The 17,635-nt window shown below is 53.1% G+C and carries 15 protein-coding genes; 10 read left to right on the forward strand and 5 right to left on the reverse strand.

Annotation, left to right across the window (positions count from 1 at the left end; all coding sequences use genetic code 11):
* The first annotated feature begins 168 nt into the window (after positions 1–168).
* Genes rfbA through ACKUUJ_RS01465 form a run of 3 tightly spaced genes read left to right on the forward strand, consistent with a single transcriptional unit; the run spans position 169 to position 3,628 of the window.
* Positions 169–1,068, forward strand: coding sequence for a glucose-1-phosphate thymidylyltransferase RfbA (gene rfbA, locus ACKUUJ_RS01455; RefSeq protein ID WP_409064412.1), 900 nt, complete (start codon positions 169–171; stop codon positions 1,066–1,068).
* Positions 1,069–1,091: 23 nt separating this feature from the next.
* On the forward strand, positions 1,092–2,114 hold the full coding sequence (gene rfbB / locus ACKUUJ_RS01460) for a dTDP-glucose 4,6-dehydratase (protein ID WP_409064413.1): 1,023 nt from the start codon (positions 1,092–1,094) through the stop codon (positions 2,112–2,114).
* A 59-nt stretch (positions 2,115–2,173) separates the two neighbouring features.
* On the forward strand, positions 2,174–3,628 hold the full coding sequence (locus ACKUUJ_RS01465; RefSeq protein ID WP_409064414.1) for a sugar nucleotide-binding protein: 1,455 nt from the start codon (positions 2,174–2,176) through the stop codon (positions 3,626–3,628).
* A gap of 285 nt (positions 3,629–3,913) precedes the next feature.
* Here the strand turns inward: ACKUUJ_RS01465 and ACKUUJ_RS01470 are convergent, their stop codons facing one another.
* The gene (locus ACKUUJ_RS01470) at positions 3,914–4,942 is read right to left on the reverse strand and encodes a transglutaminase domain-containing protein (protein ID WP_409064415.1); all 1,029 of its coding nucleotides are present in this window, start codon (positions 4,940–4,942) and stop codon (positions 3,914–3,916) included.
* Between the two features lie 117 nt (positions 4,943–5,059).
* Positions 5,060–5,575 carry a hypothetical protein gene (locus tag ACKUUJ_RS01475; protein ID WP_409064416.1) on the reverse strand — a complete coding sequence of 172 codons (516 nt, stop codon included), beginning with the start codon at positions 5,573–5,575 and terminating at the stop codon, positions 5,060–5,062.
* Between the two features lie 352 nt (positions 5,576–5,927).
* Between ACKUUJ_RS01475 and ACKUUJ_RS01480 the strand changes: the two genes are divergently transcribed.
* The gene (locus ACKUUJ_RS01480; protein WP_409064417.1) at positions 5,928–6,755 is read left to right on the forward strand and encodes a DUF2971 domain-containing protein; all 828 of its coding nucleotides are present in this window, start codon (positions 5,928–5,930) and stop codon (positions 6,753–6,755) included.
* 293 nt (positions 6,756–7,048) lie between these two features.
* On the opposite strand, the gene ACKUUJ_RS01485 is transcribed toward ACKUUJ_RS01480, so the two are convergent.
* Positions 7,049–7,444 carry a transposase gene (locus ACKUUJ_RS01485; RefSeq protein WP_409064418.1) on the reverse strand — a complete coding sequence of 132 codons (396 nt, stop codon included), beginning with the start codon at positions 7,442–7,444 and terminating at the stop codon, positions 7,049–7,051.
* Between the two features lie 15 nt (positions 7,445–7,459).
* Between ACKUUJ_RS01485 and ACKUUJ_RS01490 the strand changes: the two genes are divergently transcribed.
* From ACKUUJ_RS01490 to ACKUUJ_RS01505, 4 genes are all read left to right on the forward strand, one after another.
* Positions 7,460–8,176 carry a hypothetical protein gene (locus ACKUUJ_RS01490; RefSeq protein ID WP_409064419.1) on the forward strand — a complete coding sequence of 239 codons (717 nt, stop codon included), beginning with the start codon at positions 7,460–7,462 and terminating at the stop codon, positions 8,174–8,176.
* Between the two features lie 183 nt (positions 8,177–8,359).
* A complete protein-coding gene (locus tag ACKUUJ_RS01495; RefSeq protein ID WP_409064420.1) occupies positions 8,360–9,676 on the forward strand; it encodes a hypothetical protein in 1,317 nt (438 codons plus the stop codon).
* Positions 9,677–9,717: 41 nt separating this feature from the next.
* Positions 9,718–9,990, forward strand: a complete 273-nt coding sequence (locus ACKUUJ_RS01500) for a UDP binding domain-containing protein (RefSeq protein WP_409064421.1) — start codon at positions 9,718–9,720, stop codon at positions 9,988–9,990.
* 553 nt (positions 9,991–10,543) lie between these two features.
* The gene (locus tag ACKUUJ_RS01505; RefSeq protein ID WP_409064422.1) at positions 10,544–11,410 is read left to right on the forward strand and encodes a hypothetical protein; all 867 of its coding nucleotides are present in this window, start codon (positions 10,544–10,546) and stop codon (positions 11,408–11,410) included.
* A 170-nt stretch (positions 11,411–11,580) separates the two neighbouring features.
* Here the strand turns inward: ACKUUJ_RS01505 and ACKUUJ_RS01510 are convergent, their stop codons facing one another.
* Complete coding sequence (locus ACKUUJ_RS01510) at positions 11,581–12,144, reverse strand: hypothetical protein (RefSeq protein ID WP_409064423.1); 564 nt, start codon at positions 12,142–12,144, stop codon at positions 11,581–11,583.
* Between the two features lie 59 nt (positions 12,145–12,203).
* On the reverse strand, positions 12,204–13,625 hold the full coding sequence (locus tag ACKUUJ_RS01515; RefSeq protein ID WP_409064424.1) for a hypothetical protein: 1,422 nt from the start codon (positions 13,623–13,625) through the stop codon (positions 12,204–12,206).
* A 757-nt stretch (positions 13,626–14,382) separates the two neighbouring features.
* Between ACKUUJ_RS01515 and ACKUUJ_RS01520 the strand changes: the two genes are divergently transcribed.
* Together ACKUUJ_RS01520 and ACKUUJ_RS01525 are read left to right on the forward strand one after the other, a co-directional pair.
* Positions 14,383–16,173, forward strand: a complete 1,791-nt coding sequence (locus ACKUUJ_RS01520) for a hypothetical protein (protein ID WP_409064425.1) — start codon at positions 14,383–14,385, stop codon at positions 16,171–16,173.
* Between the two features lie 218 nt (positions 16,174–16,391).
* Positions 16,392–17,486, forward strand: coding sequence for a hypothetical protein (locus tag ACKUUJ_RS01525; protein ID WP_409064426.1), 1,095 nt, complete (start codon positions 16,392–16,394; stop codon positions 17,484–17,486).
* Positions 17,487–17,635: the final 149 nt, after the last annotated feature.

Genomic DNA, 17,635 nt, shown 5'->3' on the forward strand with positions numbered 1-17,635 from the left:
CTCCCTTGGTCGAGCATCGAAAAATGGAAGGGGCAATTCAGGTAGCCATATTCCGCAGTCATTACCTTGCCTATTTCGTTAAGAATGAGGGGGTTTAGCAAAATAGGATACCCAAGTCTTATTTATCACTCGATCTAAAGCGCATTTCGATTGTAGAGGACAGATTAAATGAAAGGCATCATCCTCGCGGGCGGGTCCGGCACGCGACTGTACCCGCTCACTCTCGTGACCTCCAAGCAGCTGCTGCCGGTCTACGACAAGCCCATGATCTACTACCCGCTGTCCACACTCATGCTGGCGGGCATCAAGGACATCCTGGTCATCTCCACGCCGACCGACCTGCCCAACTTCCAGCGCCTGCTGGGCGACGGCTCGCGCTTCGGCGTGAACCTCTCCTACGCCGAGCAGACCTCGCCGGACGGCCTGGCGCAGGCCTTCACCATCGGCGAGGAGTTCATTGCCGGCGAGCCGTGCGCGCTCGTGCTCGGCGACAACATCTTCTACGGCAACGGCCTCAGCCGCCACCTGACGCGCGCCGTCCAGAACGCCGAGTCGGGCCGCGCCACGGTCTTCGGCTACCACGTGGACGACCCCGAGCGCTTCGGCGTCGTGGAGTTCGACGGCGAGGGGAGGGCCGTCTCCATCGAGGAGAAGCCCGCCGAGCCCAAGTCGAGCTACGCCGTCACCGGCCTGTACTTCTACCCGGGCGACGTGGCCGCCAAGGCGCACGAGGTGAGGCCCTCGGCCCGCGGCGAGCTGGAGATCACCACGCTCAACCAGATGTATCTGGAGGAGGGGACGCTCTCCGTGGTGACCCTCGGCCGCGGCTACGCGTGGCTGGACACCGGCACCATGGAGTCGCTCCACGAGGCGGCGGAGTTCGTCCGCGCCGTCGAGCACTCCCAGGACCTACCGGTCTCGGTGCCCGAGGAGATCGCCTGGGAGAACGGCTGGATCGACACGGCGCGGCTGGAGGAGGCGGCCGCGGCCTACGGCAAGTCGGTCTACGGCCAGCACCTGAAGAAGGTCGCCGCCGGCGAGATCGTCAACAGCCCGCGCGAGTACTAAACGATTCAATGGGAGATACAGATATGTCTGAAGAGCTCTTCGAGCCCAGGAACATCATCGTCACGGGCGGCTGCGGCTTCATCGGCAGCAACTTCGTGCACTACGTGGTCAACAACCACCCCGGGGTGCACGTGACCGTCCTGGACAAGCTGACCTACGCCGGCAACCCCGAGAACATCGCGGGCCTGCCCTCCGACCGCGTGGAGCTCGTCGTGGGCGACATCTGCGACGCCGAGCTGCTGGACAGGATCGTCCCGGGCCACGACGCCATCGTGCACTACGCCGCAGAGAGCCACAACGACAACTCCATCGCCGACCCCGAGCCGTTCCTGCGCACCAACGTGGAGGGCACCTTCCGCCTGCTGGAGGCCGTCCGCAAGTACGGCATCCGCTACCACCACGTCTCCACCGACGAGGTCTACGGCGACCTGGCGCTCGACGACCCGGCGAAGTTCACCGAGGAGACGCCGTATCACCCGAGCAGCCCGTACTCGAGCACCAAGGCGTCCTCCGACATGCTCGTACGCGCGTGGACCCGCACCTACGGGCTTCGCGCCACGATCTCCAACTGCTCCAACAATTACGGCCCTTTCCAGCACGTGGAGAAGTTCATCCCCAGGCAGATCACGAACATCATCGACGGCGTCCGCCCCAAGCTCTACGGGAAGGGCGAGAACGTCCGCGACTGGATCCACACCGAGGACCACTCCTCGGCCGTCTGGGACATCCTCACGAAGGGCCGCATGGGGGAGACCTACCTCATCGGCGCAAATGGCGAGAAGAACAACATCACCGTGCTGCGCATGATCCTGGAGGCGATGGGCCGCGACCCCGAGGACTTCGACTGGGTCGCCGACCGCCCCGGCCACGACCGCCGCTACGCCATCGACTCGACGAAGCTCCAGCGCGAGCTGGGCTGGAGGCCGGCCCACACCGACTTCGCCGGGGGCCTGAAGCAGACCATCGACTGGTACGTCGAGAACGAGTCCTGGTGGCGCCCGGCCAAGGAGGCCACCGAGGCCCGTTACCGCGCACAGGGCCAGTAGGCCACACCCCGGCGAAGCGCCCCCGGTTATCCAACCTCTTCGATAGGAGCTTTTTCCACATGGCAGATATCGCATTCGAGAAGGACCTCTCCGTCGCCGAGACCGGCATCGGGGGCCTGAAGGTCGTCGACCTGGCCGTCCACGGCGACTCGCGCGGCTGGTTCAAGGAGAACTGGCAGCGCGCCAAGATGACCGCCCTGGGCATCCCCGATCTCAGGGTCGTCCAGAACAACATCTCCTATAACGACAGCCGCGGCGTCACCCGCGGCATCCACGCGGAGCCCTGGGACAAGTTCATCTCCGTGGCCCGCGGCTCGGTCTTCGGCGCCTGGGTGGACCTGCGCGAGGGCAGCGAGACCTTCGGCAAGGTCTACACCTGCACGCTCGACCCGTCCAAGGCCATCTACGTCCCGCGCGGCGTGGGCAACTCCTTCCAGGCACTCGAGGACGGCACCGCCTACACCTACCTGGTGGACGCCCACTGGTCCCTCGAGCTGAAGAAGACCTACACGTTCGTGAACCTCGCCGACCCCGAGCTCGCCATCGAGTGGCCGATCCCGCTCGAGCAGGCTACCGTCTCCGAGGCCGACCTCAACCATCCGATGCTGAAGGACGTCGTCCCCATGGCTCCCAGGCGCACCCTCGTCACCGGCTGCAACGGCCAGCTGGGCCATGCGGTCCGCGCGCTGGCGGAGGAGCGCGGCGTCGCCAAGGACTTCGACTTCTGCGACATCGACACCTTCGACATGTCAGACCCGGACGCCTACTCCAAGTACGACTGGTCGCTCTACGGCACCGTGATCAACTGCGGCGCCTACACGGCCGTGGATAAAGCGGAGACCCCCGAGGGCCGCGTGACCGCCTGGAAGGCCAACGCGACGGGGCCGGCGCAGCTCGCCCGCACCTGCGCCGAGCACGGGATCACCCTGGTCCACGTGTCCTCCGACTACGTCTTCGACGGCACCGCCGAGGTCCATACCGAGGACGAGCCCCTCAGCCCGCTGTCCGTCTACGGCCAGACCAAGGCCGCCGGCGACATCGCCGTGGCCGGCTGCCCGCGCCACTACATCATGCGCAGCTCCTGGGTCATCGGCGAGGGCCGCAACTTCGTCAAGACCATGAAGGGGCTTTCCGACCGCGTCGCCGACCCGGGGGATAAGCTCACCCAGATCACCGTCGTTGACGACCAACTGGGCCGCCTGACCTTCACGCGCGACATGGCCGCGGCCATCTTCCACGTGCTGGAGAACAAGGCCCCCTACGGCACCTACGGCTGCACCGGCTCCGGCGCCGTGAGGAGCTGGGCCGATATCGCCCGCGCCGTCTTCGAGGCCGTCAACGGCAACGGCGAGAAGGTCGTGCCGGTCAGCACCGCCGACTACTACGCGAGCGCCGCGGGCCCCATCGCCCCGCGCCCGGTCCACTCCGCGCTCGACCTTTCCAGGCTCGAGTCGGTCGGGTTCCACATGCCCGACTGGGAGGAAGAGCTGGGGGAGTACCTCAAGACGCTCTAGTCGCCGCTATTGAATTGACGAGAGTAAAAAAGCCGCCGCTTGTTAACGGCGGCTTTTCTTATGCGTGGCGTATAGCCCCGCTGCAAAAAGCGGCAAATGTCGCATGGTTTACTCTAAGCCTTACAATTACGACCAGATTCTTTGAAGAGGGCCTTGCTTAATTAGTTATTTACTACTGAGTTTAGATAAAACGCTAGAACCTAAAGCAAATGACCTAAGACCAGCTTTTTGCTTACTGATCTTATCAACGACATAGCTGATAAGATCAAATGGCACCGGAATGGTCTAGGCGTATTCTTTGTTTTCTATCCAGGTGGCGTAGAAGTCCACTCTGCCCGAGGGGGCCGTGCCCGACACCTTCCCCCCGTCGACGTAGCGGTAGAAGCTCCGCCCCTCCGGCAGCGCCCCGCCGTCCAGCTTCGCCCACCTGCCGTTGCCCGCGGCGTCGATGACGAACCACGCGTCGTCGCAGTCGCGGTGGGCCTTCCAGCCCGCGAACGCCATCGGCCCGCAGGAGAAGCCCAGCGCCGACGACGTCAGCGTGGCGGTCGGCGTGCCCACGACGACCCTCGTCGTCCTGGCGACGGCGGGCGCCGCGTCCGACCCGTGGTAGCGGATCGTGTAGGATGCGGGCTCCTTCCAGGTGGCGTAGAAGTCGAACCTTGATATCCACTTGTACCCGGATTGCATGGCAACGATAGAATTGGCAGCAAGATCGGCCTTGGCGTTGGTCGTCTTCCACTCGCGCAGGTTCATCGCAAAGGCGACGATGCCGTTCTGGATGCCACTGATGCTGGGGGGGAAAGACTGGTTGTCGGCGTCGATAGAGAACTTGTTCTCCTTTGCGTCGAGGTGCTGCTGGATGCGATCGGCGTACTTGGCGGCCCATTCGTCGGCCTTGCCATTGTGGACGAAGTAGTTGTCTTTGAGGCTCGTCGAGCGGGTGGCGTACCCGTCGGCAGTGTAGATTTTGGCGTGTCCCTTGTGCGCGATTGCCATGAGTTCATCGGTGATACAGAAGTACAGGTGGCGCTGGTCAAGGTCGCCATAGAAATTGTCGGATGTGTCGTCCCAGGTGCAGTCGACCTGGTACCATTTTCCGTCGAGCTTAACCGCATTCCAGGTGTGGCCGTCATAGGTATCGCGGGTCTCTGAATTAATGATGCCGACAGCGGTGAGCAGCTTGGAATAGGCGCTTTCATACGCCTGACAGGTGCCCACGCCGCGCGTGAGTGCGCTCTCGGCAGATGACCACTTCAGCGAGTTGTCGTACTCAAGCTGATTTAGAAGCCAGTCATGAAGATAAAGGGCCATTTCATATTCAAAGCCATTTGTGTTTTGCTTGGCCTGGGATACTGCCTTATTAACAATACTCGCAACACTGGGATACGCATCATCTGCAACCTGGATATATGTGTTGGTGCGCAAGTATTAAATGCCCGATGCCTTATCCATGAGGTAAAAGCGGAAGTTATATGATCCAGTAGCCGTCATTGTGAACGTAAAGTCGTGGCTAACGCACGCGTCGGTGTACTTTGTCCACTCTCCGCGGCTTGGGTCGGCGACCGACTCGTAAACGTACTCATTGGGGTTGGAGTACGAGGGAGCATCCATGCGGAAGAGATAGCTGCCACTGCCACCAAATGCGCTCACGTGGAAAGTCGTTGGCTGTCCAAGTACTGGATCGTTCCATTCGACGGTGAGGGTGACACTGCCGCTGGTGGCGCTATCGCTGTGCTGATATCCACTTACTGCGGTCTCTGTGGCTTGTTCCGAATCAGGAGACATGTCGGAAGCTAGGGAAACCTGAGGTTCCGCCTGATGTGAAATTGGATTAGCGAGATAGGAATCATTTTTGATGGACTCATTGCCGATCTCGCTTGTATCGATGTCGCCTGTCATGCTGCCGCCCGAATTGTCCGCTGCGCCAGTCTCAGACTGCTCCAAGGTGTTTTCTTGCCGCCGTTCTTCTTCCGCTATAACCCTTACAGGTATTGCTGCGCTAAGCATGGATACGCAAAGAACTGCGCAGAGCGAGCGGTAAAAGACTCGTTTCATAGCGGTGCCTCTCGATAAGGTGGGCGTCAAGACCCGGAGGCGGCGCCAGGCCGACACTCCGTGTATATGTAAGTGGGGTTAATTTTACGGTAACACCAGTCAACAACAGCGAACTTTTTGGATAAAGTTGGGGAAGGAAAGGGCGCTTGGGACAGTTTGGCACTGGTTGATTTTTCATAAACATATCTATAGATTTTGATGAACAGTGATATGGACTCATTGTTATAGCTAGGAGCCAAACATGGAAGCACCTGCCGTTCTCTATCATTATGCAAGCCTAGATACGCTGGCCTTGATTCTGCATAATCGAACGATCAGGTTCAGCCGGTTAGATAAGGTTGATGACCCACAAGAACAGCGTTCGGCAGACTCTCAAAATCTTGGAAAAATGAAGCTCGTCAGCTGTTGGACCTCTTCTGATGAGGAGAGCATCCCCATGTGGCGCGAGTATGCTGGAGCTGAATGTGGAGTAAGAATCCAGATGAAAAGTTATCCGTTTAAGCAGTACTCTGTTTCAAATGACAGTCTCAATATGTTATCAAGTGAAGCGGTTTTGAAAGCCCCTGGTGGTTCATTTGATGGGCTTCATCTGCCCCTCGAGGACTTTTGGGATAAGAATTACCATTTTTTTGAAACGGCTCGTGATCGTGAGATTCTTCACGAGGTTGAATACACAAATGATGAGTCTCTTTTGTTTCCAAAGGTAATTAACGCATTTGGAAACGGCGGACTCGAGGCTGATTTAAATGCACTTGGAGTTCACAAAACAACTGCATGGTCGTATCAGAAAGAATGGCGCTATATCTTGACAGCTGTTCCCATAGGTATCGATTCCGTAATAAACGTTCGGCTAGATCAGATTCTCAGAGCAAGTGATGTCATGCTCGATAAATGCGATCCCGGAATCCCGCCCTATTACGATCTTGCTATCTCCGATGAAGCTTTTTCATCAATGAAGATCATTTCTTCTCCAAAAATGACACCTGGCAATCGCGTGATTCTGAACACGTTGATAGAGAAATACGCGCCCGGTATTGAGGTTGCAGAGAGCTCGATTGAACTTTCTTGAGTCGACAACCACGCGTAACCCAAAGATATCTCCGCGTTTGTCAATGGCAAGATGCGCCGGCTTTCATTACCGATTGTTAGTAACCGTGGCAATTAGAATAGAACCAATACTTAAATTAGACTCTAAAGCTGTTCCAGATGAACTTAAAGGATGAAGGTGTAAGTGGACAACTGTTTAACCGGAGACATCATCCACTGCAGTACGTGTCAAGGGAGGATGAGCGGTAGTGTCGAGAAAGTTGGTGTAATGGACTCTTTGGCCCCTGTGTCCTGGATCCAGATTCTATCGATATCCTAGGCCGACTCCATTCTGTCGGCAAGCTCAAGGCTGGATTCGACCATCTTCCTGGCGGTCTTTACCAGCTCGGCCCAACCATGACAGCCCGAGGCACCTTTCCGAAGCGCCGCGTCGTGCATCTCGGCCATCCCTCTCTCCGAGAAGTGGCGCGAGCCGGACCATGTCTCGGTCTGGTCGCACATGACGGTGCCCACCAGCCTGAACAGCGAACTCTCCGACGGGAAGATCTGCGCCATGCGCGAGCGGCGCTTGATTTCCCTGTTGACGCGCTCCTGCACGTTGTCGGTGAGCAGGCGCTTCCAGTGCGACGACGGGAAGTCCAGGTACGCGAGCGCGTCGGGCTCCGCCTCCTCGAGCACCCTTGCCGCCCTCGGGCAGTACCTCTCCAGCATCTCGCACACCATGATATGGATACTGAATCAGAGAATCCTGAAAAGCAGAACGATAATCGTGGTATCGTTTTTTTTATTGCGGAGGAGACAATGGATCTAACGAATCTACCTGAGTACATCTCAGCGATTGTGGCAATCATCGCATTGCTCATTTCTTGTTACCAAGCTCGTCTCAGTAATAAACAGTCTCTATTAAATCGACGTTTAAATATTTGGATAACCGTCGATAAACTCATGAGCGTTTACGCAAAAAACGCGAAGAACTTGGAATATGACGACGAACCGCAAATGGCTATCGACCTGCTATTTTTTTGGCTGACTAACACCACGTACTTGCAATCAATTTCAGCCTCAATTAATAAGGTGTTAGATGCCGACCTACAACTCAAATTGCATTTAAAACTTGATGAAATGAGATCGCTCGCTATGGAGGCGAAATTTTGCTTCAAAGGAAAGAGTGGAGACGCAATCGCCGAATTTATAGAAGCTTATCAATCCCTTTTGTTTTCAATGTATCAGTATCAGATTCTATTTAATAAGATGCTCCAGAATGCAAAGGAATATCAATGGACGCTTGAACAGGCTTCTGAAAAGCTATGCGAGCCCGATCAAAGGAGAGATCTTTTTGAAAAGGAAAACGCTCTTGCCGCTTCATACAAGACTCTATGTCAGCAGAACAAGCGAGGTGCAATTCAGCGCCAAATAAAATTAGCAGGCCCTATATGGCGCTGAACTAAAAATTGGGTGCTTAAGACGGTCGATGCCCCACCAAACCTCAAGCCATTAGCCCATTGAGCAAAAACTCTTAAGCTCTAAAATAATGCAAGACCCACCAGCTTTCATTGCCGCGACTTTGAGAACATTTCCAATTAGAATAAAACCCAGTGCTGGAATAAGACTCGGAAGCTGACTCAGATGAACTTTAAGGACGAATGCATAAATAGCCAGATGTTCAGCTGGAGACATCATCCACTGCGGTACGTGGCAAGGGAGGATGAGCTCGCTTACGGTATTCTTTATGACTACGTAGATCAATTGGCGGATTCCGTTAGTGGTTTAGTCTCTACGCCATCTTTCAACCAGTTTTTACTCGAATCCTGTCAGCTCTTGGCTAACTCGCTAGATTTAATTCATCAAGGTTACTTCGATGCTGCTTTTTATTCAGTCAGACAAGCTGGAGAGGTCATCCTTATTGGAACGTTGTTTTCGAATCTAGAAGAATCTGAACGCAAGGCTAAATATGAGAAATGGGTTTCGCTCGACAGGTTCCCCTCATTTAGCGAACTGTCCAAAATGCTGCGTTCAAAAGATATTGAATATCGAGACCTTCTTGAGCAAATGCCCGAAATTAATGAGCTGATCAGCAAGCTCAATAAGAGGGCGAACAAGTATATTCACAAACAAGGCCACGAATCCTTTTATACCAAGCCCTACGAGGTGGTTTCCGAAGGCGCGAGGCATATTCGAGAGGATTTCACCGATTATTTCAAGACTACTGTAAAGGTCTGTTCAATTTTTCGACTTGCCGTCGATCCTTTCCCCATATTACTGAACGACCCCGAATGCGAATTCAGATTCCCTGATTGTATGACATTCGAATTCGGTCAGAGTTTTATTAATAATTGTTTGGGAAACGATTTTGTTGAACGCTACATCAAGACGGATTATTACCGCAATTGGGTTAATGCGATCAAGTCAACATTTCCTCAGCTGAAGGAGGCAACATATAGTGTCTCAAATCTGCATTACATTGATTTGTCTAACATCAAAGACATTCTTGATGAGCTAGATAAGCTGACTTTATATGAGGCGACGGCTGTTTTATTCACAGCACTATTCTCAGAGAAAGTAATTGCCATTCATATAACAGGCACGCTTGATGCGTTTGGCAATTCGGCAAGACCATCAAGCGGTCTATACCTTTCAGACATGAGCGCTTACGCCGAGCAGCTTGGCAGAGTCAATGTTCCGCTCGCTGAAATTTGTCGTCTCGCTAGTCTTGATACATCTCATGAGTTTTCTCCCGTTAGCTCATTCATTACTTCGTTTTCTGCTGCGTCAGATTCTATTTGCATTGAGACCGATAAGCTTCTTGATGACAATGAAGTTGAGCTTGGCCGAAATGCGGCAGAAGAAGTCGGCCAACTTTGGAAGCAGATTAAAACAGGCCAATGTTCTATGTCTGAATTAAAGGAAACGGAACTGTTCAAGCGGATTAAACAGAACGTGTAATTAATTTGCGGCGCGTCTACGAAGTTAAAAGGGAACCGGTCGTGGGCGTCTACCGCCTGACGATGAAGTCCAACTCCGACAGCTTCCGCGCGAGCTCCATCCAGGGCGTCATGAAGCGCGCGAAGGCCAAGGGCGTGCCCGTGGTGGTATACGAGCCCACGCTCGACGCGCCGGCGTTCTTCGACTCCGAGGTGACCCACGACCCGGAGGCCTTCAAGGCCGGCTGCGACGTGATCGTCGCCAACCGCTGGAGCGACGAACTCGCGGACGTGGCGGACAAGGTGTACACGAGGGATCTGTTTAAGAGGGATTAGGGGAGAGGGTTCCCAACCGCGATTTTTAGCCTTATCTACAAGTCGCTTTGTCAAGAAAGAGGTCATATCGGCTAACGCCGATATGACCTCTTTTGGTATAAGTCCGGTTCCTTTTGCAGCTGGTGGGTTTTGCAGCTGGTGGGCGATGCGTTGTTTTTAGCACGTTAAGCATCGAACACCATTTTCCCTGCTTTTAGCCTTATGCACCAAGAACGGGACGTCGTCTGTGTTGCAATCGGCTGCGTGGGGCCTCTTAATCCAGCCCGACAGTCTTCCAACGTCGTGGCTCAGCCAATGCGTCAACTACGTGTGGGTCATCCCAGACATTTTGTAAAAGTTCCATGCTCGGATTGGTGACGACGAGGTTGAAGTACATGGCGGAGCATGAGTGTGAAAGGAGGGGGGTATCCGGATATGTCGGAGCTGGAAGAGACGGATGAGCTGAACAAGAATACGGATCGTCAGGGTGGTCCGCACGGGTTGTTAAACTAAACACGGATGTTGCCTTTGTTTATATTTGACGTCTTAACCTTCGATGTGAAAGAAGAGGTCTATGCACCGTTTATCCTGCCGGTCTGTTCTCCCTATGATTCGCCTTATCCGTGGTTTTAAAGAACAAAAGTGGGCTAAGCAGTTTTTGCGTGGCGATATATACATGAATACCCTAGGGTATTTTTGGAATGAGGGAAACGTGGAGCAGCAAGACTTTCTTGAGGGGGCCTGCGCATCTTTTGACCCCCATATCATGCGGGGCTTTCCTAAAGATTTACTCGATGTCCTTGCAAAAGAATCGTATGCACTACCGAGAGGCGCAGGCTACTGTAATGTGTGCTGCTTTTCGTGTGTCCTCATTAAGCAAGTAGATACGAGAGTCGACTTAATTGAATTGCCCGATCCGGGCCTTGACCTTGGTTCATGGATTGTGGTTATTGACAATCCCTGTGAACTTATATCTAGGCTTAGGACAGCCGTTCTGCAATTGGGTTATGACTTTGTAGCTGCTCCAGTTGAATATAGAGATAGCGTTCAGTTGAATCCCTCAGAAGTTGTTAAATCAACAATGGATTTAAAATCTCATAATCCATTACCTGCCTATATGGTATTTCCAAATGGGATTCCACATTTTAATGCAGGAGTGTTTGTAAAGAGTATTCGTTATGCAAACCAGGTTGAATGGCGTATCGCCGTTAATAGGAAAGAACGGTCATATGAGCCTCTAATTCTTAAGCTTGGCGATTTGACTGATATCGCTCATTTGACTAGGAGAACGGAGCTTACTGATGATCTGCAACGGGTGCACGGTTGTTCAGTCCCCTATTTAACTAGAGGGTGCTTTGGAACGAAGACTTCTCAAGAACTATCTCAGTATCTTTTTAAGTTAGGTAATGAGGAGCTTTTCATTACGCTGACGATTGGTTAGCCCTCAATTGACCAGGATAAAAGGAGATACTACTGCTGGCTGATCTTGGTGCTTACATTCCATGCAATAGGTTTTTCGATTCCGGCAGAAGTGCTCTTAGTGTTGTCACTCGAGAGAAGTCCGGGCAGATGGCTCTTAATCAACCCGATTTGGATCTGTCGTAATTGGAGCTATTCAGGCTCAGCATCACAGCCTGTATCACGCCTCTTTTCGATCAGCTTTTTAGCGAGTTCGAAGACGCTTTTGTCGTAATATGGCCAATCTACGAAGTTTTCGATGTGCCCACGGCCCGTTGCGGCCGACAGCTCATCGTTTATCTTGAGTGTAATCGCGACGAGCAAGGTCAGCATGCGATAGTAATCGGATCGAATGTTCGCCGCATCAGGGTCGGCGATCGGTGAATGCGCATGGTCGTATCTGTTCCTGAGACCCTGTGAGTTAGGGAAAGAGGCGTCGTTGAACATGTAATCGAGATATGCAGCCTCGTCGGGTGTGAACAGCTTGCCGCAGTACGACAGCATTTCGTCTGAGACAAGGCCATCGATGAGCGCTAAATCACCGTCTCCGCATCCCCCAAGCGCAATTGCGCCATTATCCCAAACGGCCTTCAGGCAAATTGATCGAGGGGTTGGGGAGAGGGCGCCTGTTTCTTCGCACGCACTTACCAGCTGTCGGTCGACTAATTGCTGGAGCATCTCGGCTTTTACAGCATCATAATCGTCGAAGGTGACCATAGCATTCGAAATTAAATCGAAGAAGCAGCGAGCATGGTCGTTATGGCCTCTTCTGTATGTCAGCATGCACTGGTCGGAGAACAGATAGAATCCCCACCTGTTAAAGTTGGCTCCGTCGATTGCGTACTTTTTCTCAGAGAGCGCATTGAGGGTGCCAAAAGTTTTAAAGCTTTCATAGGGGAAATAGTCGCCGTCGATTTTCCAATCCTCGAATATATTGAATAGGACTTAACGGCGCGCTCGATCTCTGGCCCTATCGACTTGCATTTGTCGAGCCACGAAGCTCCGCTTGACGGCAGCGCCAAACTGAAACCACTGATTGAGTACTCCTCTGCAAAATAAACGTTGTACGTCCATTCGAGTGCATCTTCGAGCCTTGTACCGCGGCTTTCGAGGAAATTCGCGTATGCGACAACTTCGACATTGGCGAGAGATTCCCGGGTGTTGGATATCGTATTCATTCGGTATTCCCCCATCACGTGGGGCCCCAGCGTCGCAAGCAGGCCGCTCTCCTCGTGGGAGTGAGCAGGTGAGGCCATGAGACCGCTTCGGTCTACTACGTCCAGTAGGTATCTGCAATTGTTCATGATGCTTGCGTGATCGGTGTATTTGTCGAGCCAGGTTTCGCTAAAGCTGTAGGTCAAGGTTAGGCCTTCGACCTTAACACCCTTGCAAGCAATCTGTTCAGGGTCGATCTGCACCCCGGCTCCGTACTTAAGCCCGGTGCCTTGTCGAAATAGCTCATCCATAGCCTTATCGTGGGCCTGCTTTGCACGCACTTTGACGTCCGGCGACGGAGAGAATCTGCATTTTGTTGCGCCGGAAGGCCAATTGAAAAGGGCCTCCATATAATTCGGGTTGGCGCGCTGGTCGTCAAGGTAGCCTGCCATTATTGAATCGAAGTCGCCCTGGGAAAGGCATTTCGGGAGGTAGATTGCGTTCTGGTTCCTTGATTCCGTCGCGTACTCGTGGATGATCAGCTCAGCGGAATAACACGGATTGTCGATCAGTGATTTTCCTAGCTCAGTATCGAATAATTTGACGAGTTTGTCGTTCTCCAAGATAGAAGCTAAGCATTCGACATGTCGCGAGAGAAGTTCGTCAATTTCCTCGCCGGAGATCAGCGTCTCTGCGCCGCAGGCGTGCACCAAGCCCCAAAACTGAGCGGCGTATTGCATCTCGACTTCCTCATAAATATCGTGGATCCCCGTAGACTTGAGCGTCTCCCTCGTATACTTGCAAGCACTCGCGAAGAGCGCGGAAACAACCCTTGCAACATCGATGTCTTCAGCTTTCTCGAACAATTCAGGGACCGTTTCGAATGTGAGCTTGAGTTGATGTGCCTCTATTGCGTCGTTAATCGTCGCGATTTGATTGTGAGGTCCCTCCTTCAGGATATAAAGACAACGGTCTATGAAAAATCCTACGGCCCAGTCACTGCGGTCATAGGAAACGATCCTAGTGTGGTTAAATTCTCGCAACGCCAACCTTTCTCGCGTAATGTCGACTGCATAAGAATAACGCGTGTTCGATCTCGTCGGTGGTCAACGATGGCGCCTAGTGGGGTCCTTGATGTAAAGCGGATGGACCTTGAGGCCTCTGCCGCGCCCAGTTCCTCCTCTTTGATGTCAGACTTGATGAGTACGCGCTGTTGGTCAAAGAGGGCCCTGCCGATTAGACAGCTGCAATCAAAGGCCCCGAGGTGCACGTCAGCGTACACCACTAGAAGTCCAACTCCGACGACTTCCGCGCGAGCTCCATCCAGGGCGTCATGATGTGCGCGAAGGCCAAGGGCGCGTCCGTGGTGGTCTACGACTCCACACTCGACGCGCCGGCGTTCTTCGGCTCTTAGGTGACCCACGACCCGGAGGCCTTCAAGGCCGGCTGCGACGTGATCGTCGCTAACCGCTGGGGCGACGAGCTCGCGGACGTGGCGGACAAGGTGTACACGAGGGATCTGTTTAAGAGGGACTAGGGGAGAGGCGTCTGGTTGCAGTGGGCGGACTCAGATTAAGGCAAGATCACAGCACGATCATCGTACCTTAGGACGGGGGTGTATCGGCCAGCGCCGATACACCCCCGTCCTTTGTTAACTCGAATATACAATGTCAGATACCACAGCCACGAATTGAACACTGGCTGGCATGAGGCAAAATAAAAATTGTTAGAGACGTGGTCGCTAAAAAACACTTGACTTAGCACTGCAAAGCGAAAAACAGTCGATTGGAGAACAATGCGATGCATGCCAAAGAAATCACCGAGACAATTAAAAATTACATGCAATGTGACACCATTGGCCTTCAAGCTTTAGTCCTGCATGGCGAATGGGGTTCGGGGAAGACGTATTATTGCGAGAACGATCTTAAGCCTGCGCTTAAGAAATTAGGTATAAAGGTATGCCGTGTATCGCTATTCGGCGTTTCCGATTATGACGAGATTTGCAATAGGGTCCTAGCCTCTTGGCTTCATTTTTCTGAAAACCCAACGATGCGCACTGATGCCGCAAAAAATGTTTTTAAGAAAGGCGCAATTGACGTTAGTAAGTCAATTGCAAGCAAGCGGCTAGCAAAAATTGGAATTCAGGTTTCCATTAAACCTGACTTATTACTATCTTTAATTGGAATGAATAAAGTTCTCGTAATACTGGACGATTGCGAACGTAGCAGCTTCGCTCATGATGACCGCTCATTTCTTGGCTTTGTTAACAATATGGTCGAAAACCATGGCTGGCATGTGATGCTTATCAGAAATCAGCCGCTGTCTTTTGAGGATGACTGCTCTATAGAAAAAGCGGTTATTAGTCAAATTGAATATGAGCCAGATCTACAAGTGCTTTACCGGGCAATAGTAAAGGATCAGTTGTCCATTCCCAAACAGATTGACTTCAAAGTCAAGGATGCAGTTATCGACGGACTTAAGGACTCCCTTATCAATGCAAGAGCTCTATCAAGATCAATCCCGTGTATTAACTACGTATTAAGCTCGTCGACTCTTGTCGATGAGTCCATAGATTTTCATGGAAGAGTAAAAGCGTTCTCAGATTTTGTTGGATATGCAGTTCAAGCATCAGCAGGAATAGTTCCTAATAGGCCGAAAGACGTAAATAGCTCAATGAGCATTTTCGACGAATCCGAACTCCAAGAATACGATTATTATCTTACTTTATCAAAGGCCCTTGCTCCCTTAACTGAAGGGAAGGATATAGACCCAGAAACTGTTAAGAGTTCTTTCAACAAATTTGTACAAGAGAAAAATCCCAATTCTGCCGCAGGTGTCGAGGCCCAAGAAATGGAACACCATTGGGGCGCTTTACGGAGCTTGGAAGACGGTCAGGTTGAATTGCTCGCGAACGATCTTAAAAACATGCTAGCTAAGGGACAGTATTCTCAAGGATGGTTCTATAAGATTATTAGACATTCGCTCGATCTTATTAATCTTGGGTTCTGGGATGATTCATTTCGCGAGAAGCTTCTCGATTCGCTTCGGCTAGCCGCTAATCATGACCCCAAGTGCGACGCTGCCGCCTTGAGGCAAGAACGAGCAAATATAAATGATTTTTATGGTACAGATGCTAATCTCATAATGGACAAACTTATAACTGAGGTTGAACAAGATGAAAGGGGGCGAGATTTAAATCGCATCAGTCTTGAGTTTTCTAAAGTTGACCAGAGTACAGGTAAAACTATCTCTGCGTTTTTTGAAGAAGCCATAAAATCCGAGTACCAAAATAGAATACTGAATGTACCAGCTGAGACAGTGGCCATGTCAACCTATGAAGGAACAGCCGACTCACAAAATTCCCTACATTCATTTTTTCATACCGGCATGAAGAGATATACAGACAAGCATAGCCTGAATGAAGCCATTGAATGGTTAAAAATGATTGACACTCAACTTGTCAAAGTGGGGTCTAAATCTCGCATGGGCGGACTGAGAACCAAATGGATTCGCAATGACATCAAGCAGGCAATAGCAACGTTAAATGAAAGGGCGCAGGATATATCGACTGATTCCGATGTATATATGTGATTGCATTTAGTCGCTCAATGGCTTTCTGCTGCCGCGCGCTTGCTCGACGTTTCCGAAGCTTCCTTTCACCGATTGGCAAAACGATTTACACCTAATTTCTGGGTTCGTTTACAGGTAATTCGTTCGCCACTTGCCCGATCTCGCTACACTAATAACTGCTGCTATCAGGTCATTTCCTGGTGTAGTTTCCATTGGCTCTTGCGAAGATCGGAGCGGTTATGTTTGCTACCGCGTTCCACAACAGCCGTCATTACATCCTGTTTACTGTCATGGCCTGCCTATGCGTTTTGCTGGGCGGGCCTTCTTATGCCGCGGGCGCGGACAGCCTGTTCATTGCGGGCGCCACGTACTACGAACCGGGCGCGTCGGGTCCCGGTTGGGCTTGGACCGCTGCCGACCATCTGGAGCTAAACGGTTATGCGGGCGAGGCCATCGGCGCCGACGGCGACCTGGTGGTGACGCTTGCGGGGCAAAACTCCGTGGTCGAGACGCATGCGCCCGATGCGGACATTTCCATGAGCGGCATGGAGGTGTGGGGGAACCTTACGCTCATCGGCTCCGGCTCGCTCACGGCTACGGGTTCGCAATGCGGGATCCATGTGGCCCAGGTGCTGATGGTGGACGGCTGCACGGTCGATGCCAGGGCCGACGGAGCAGGCGTTCTTGACCAGACCGTTGCCGGCATTGCCGCAGGCAGCTTGACAGTACGTGGCGGCGGGCGCGTTGTTGCCGCGGGCGCGGGAACCGATGCGGGCTTGCGCTTTTATGGCGTGCGGTTGCTCGACGAGGGGTTTGGTGTTGACGTTGCGAGCGAGATGCTTGTCATGGATGCGTCCTGGCTGGATGCGACCGGTACGGATGCCGGCGTTGCCTGCGATCGCGGGTCGCTCGTGGCCGCGCACTTTGTAACGCCCGCAGGCGGGGCCTTTGGCGCTGCCAGCGTGGTTGATGCTTACGGGGCAGTGGCACCGCACGTGGTGATCGAGCCCGACGGCTCCACCGCCCCGTCGGCGGAGACCGTTGCACCCGGCGGCGAGGTGCCAGGTAATGGCACAGGCGAGCCTACTGGTGGCGCCGACCCCGCTGCGGGGCAACCCAGTGCGGGGCCGGCGACGGATCCTGCGGTGAAACCCGCGACTACGTCGCTCAAGACATCGGTCACCAAGACCACAGTCAGCAAGACGACCAAGCCCAAATCCACTACGGCAACAACACCGGCGCTTCCCAAGACCGGCGACAACTACTGGATAGCTGCCTCCATAACGCTATTCCTGCTGGGGACAGTGCTTCTGAGCGCCGCATATCACTGCTGATGCGGTACGATGCACCTGGCTGCGATACAAGAGCGCTGTAGGAGCTTTAAGGGCAACGCTTTCGGCAAGGGAGCGTTGCTTTTTCGTGCATATAATGTCTAACGTACAGCCATATGCGTTTCCGAAACAAGGACTATGTTTCGGCGCTG

The organism is Collinsella sp. wc0583 (assembly GCF_046116915.1).
GTDB lineage: Bacteria > Actinomycetota > Coriobacteriia > Coriobacteriales > Coriobacteriaceae > Collinsella.

Excerpts from the sequence above, each read along its gene's own strand:
- rfbA (WP_409064412.1), top strand. The coding sequence starts at position 169 with ATGAAAGGCATCATCCTCGCGGGCGGGTCCGGCACGCGACTGTACCCG.
- rfbB (WP_409064413.1), top strand. The coding sequence starts at position 1,092 with ATGTCTGAAGAGCTCTTCGAGCCCAGGAACATCATCGTCACGGGCGGC.
- ACKUUJ_RS01465 (WP_409064414.1), top strand. The coding sequence starts at position 2,174 with ATGGCAGATATCGCATTCGAGAAGGACCTCTCCGTCGCCGAGACCGGC.
- ACKUUJ_RS01470 (WP_409064415.1), bottom strand. The coding sequence starts at position 4,942 with ATGGCCCTTTATCTTCATGACTGGCTTCTAAATCAGCTTGAGTACGAC.
- ACKUUJ_RS01480 (WP_409064417.1), top strand. The coding sequence starts at position 5,928 with ATGGAAGCACCTGCCGTTCTCTATCATTATGCAAGCCTAGATACGCTG.
- ACKUUJ_RS01485 (WP_409064418.1), bottom strand. The coding sequence starts at position 7,444 with ATGCTGGAGAGGTACTGCCCGAGGGCGGCAAGGGTGCTCGAGGAGGCG.
- ACKUUJ_RS01490 (WP_409064419.1), top strand. The coding sequence starts at position 7,460 with ATGGATACTGAATCAGAGAATCCTGAAAAGCAGAACGATAATCGTGGT.
- ACKUUJ_RS01495 (WP_409064420.1), top strand. The coding sequence starts at position 8,360 with ATGAACTTTAAGGACGAATGCATAAATAGCCAGATGTTCAGCTGGAGA.
- ACKUUJ_RS01505 (WP_409064422.1), top strand. The coding sequence starts at position 10,544 with ATGCACCGTTTATCCTGCCGGTCTGTTCTCCCTATGATTCGCCTTATC.
- ACKUUJ_RS01510 (WP_409064423.1), bottom strand. The coding sequence starts at position 12,144 with ATGGTCACCTTCGACGATTATGATGCTGTAAAAGCCGAGATGCTCCAG.
- ACKUUJ_RS01520 (WP_409064425.1), top strand. The coding sequence starts at position 14,383 with ATGCATGCCAAAGAAATCACCGAGACAATTAAAAATTACATGCAATGT.
- ACKUUJ_RS01525 (WP_409064426.1), top strand. The coding sequence starts at position 16,392 with ATGTTTGCTACCGCGTTCCACAACAGCCGTCATTACATCCTGTTTACT.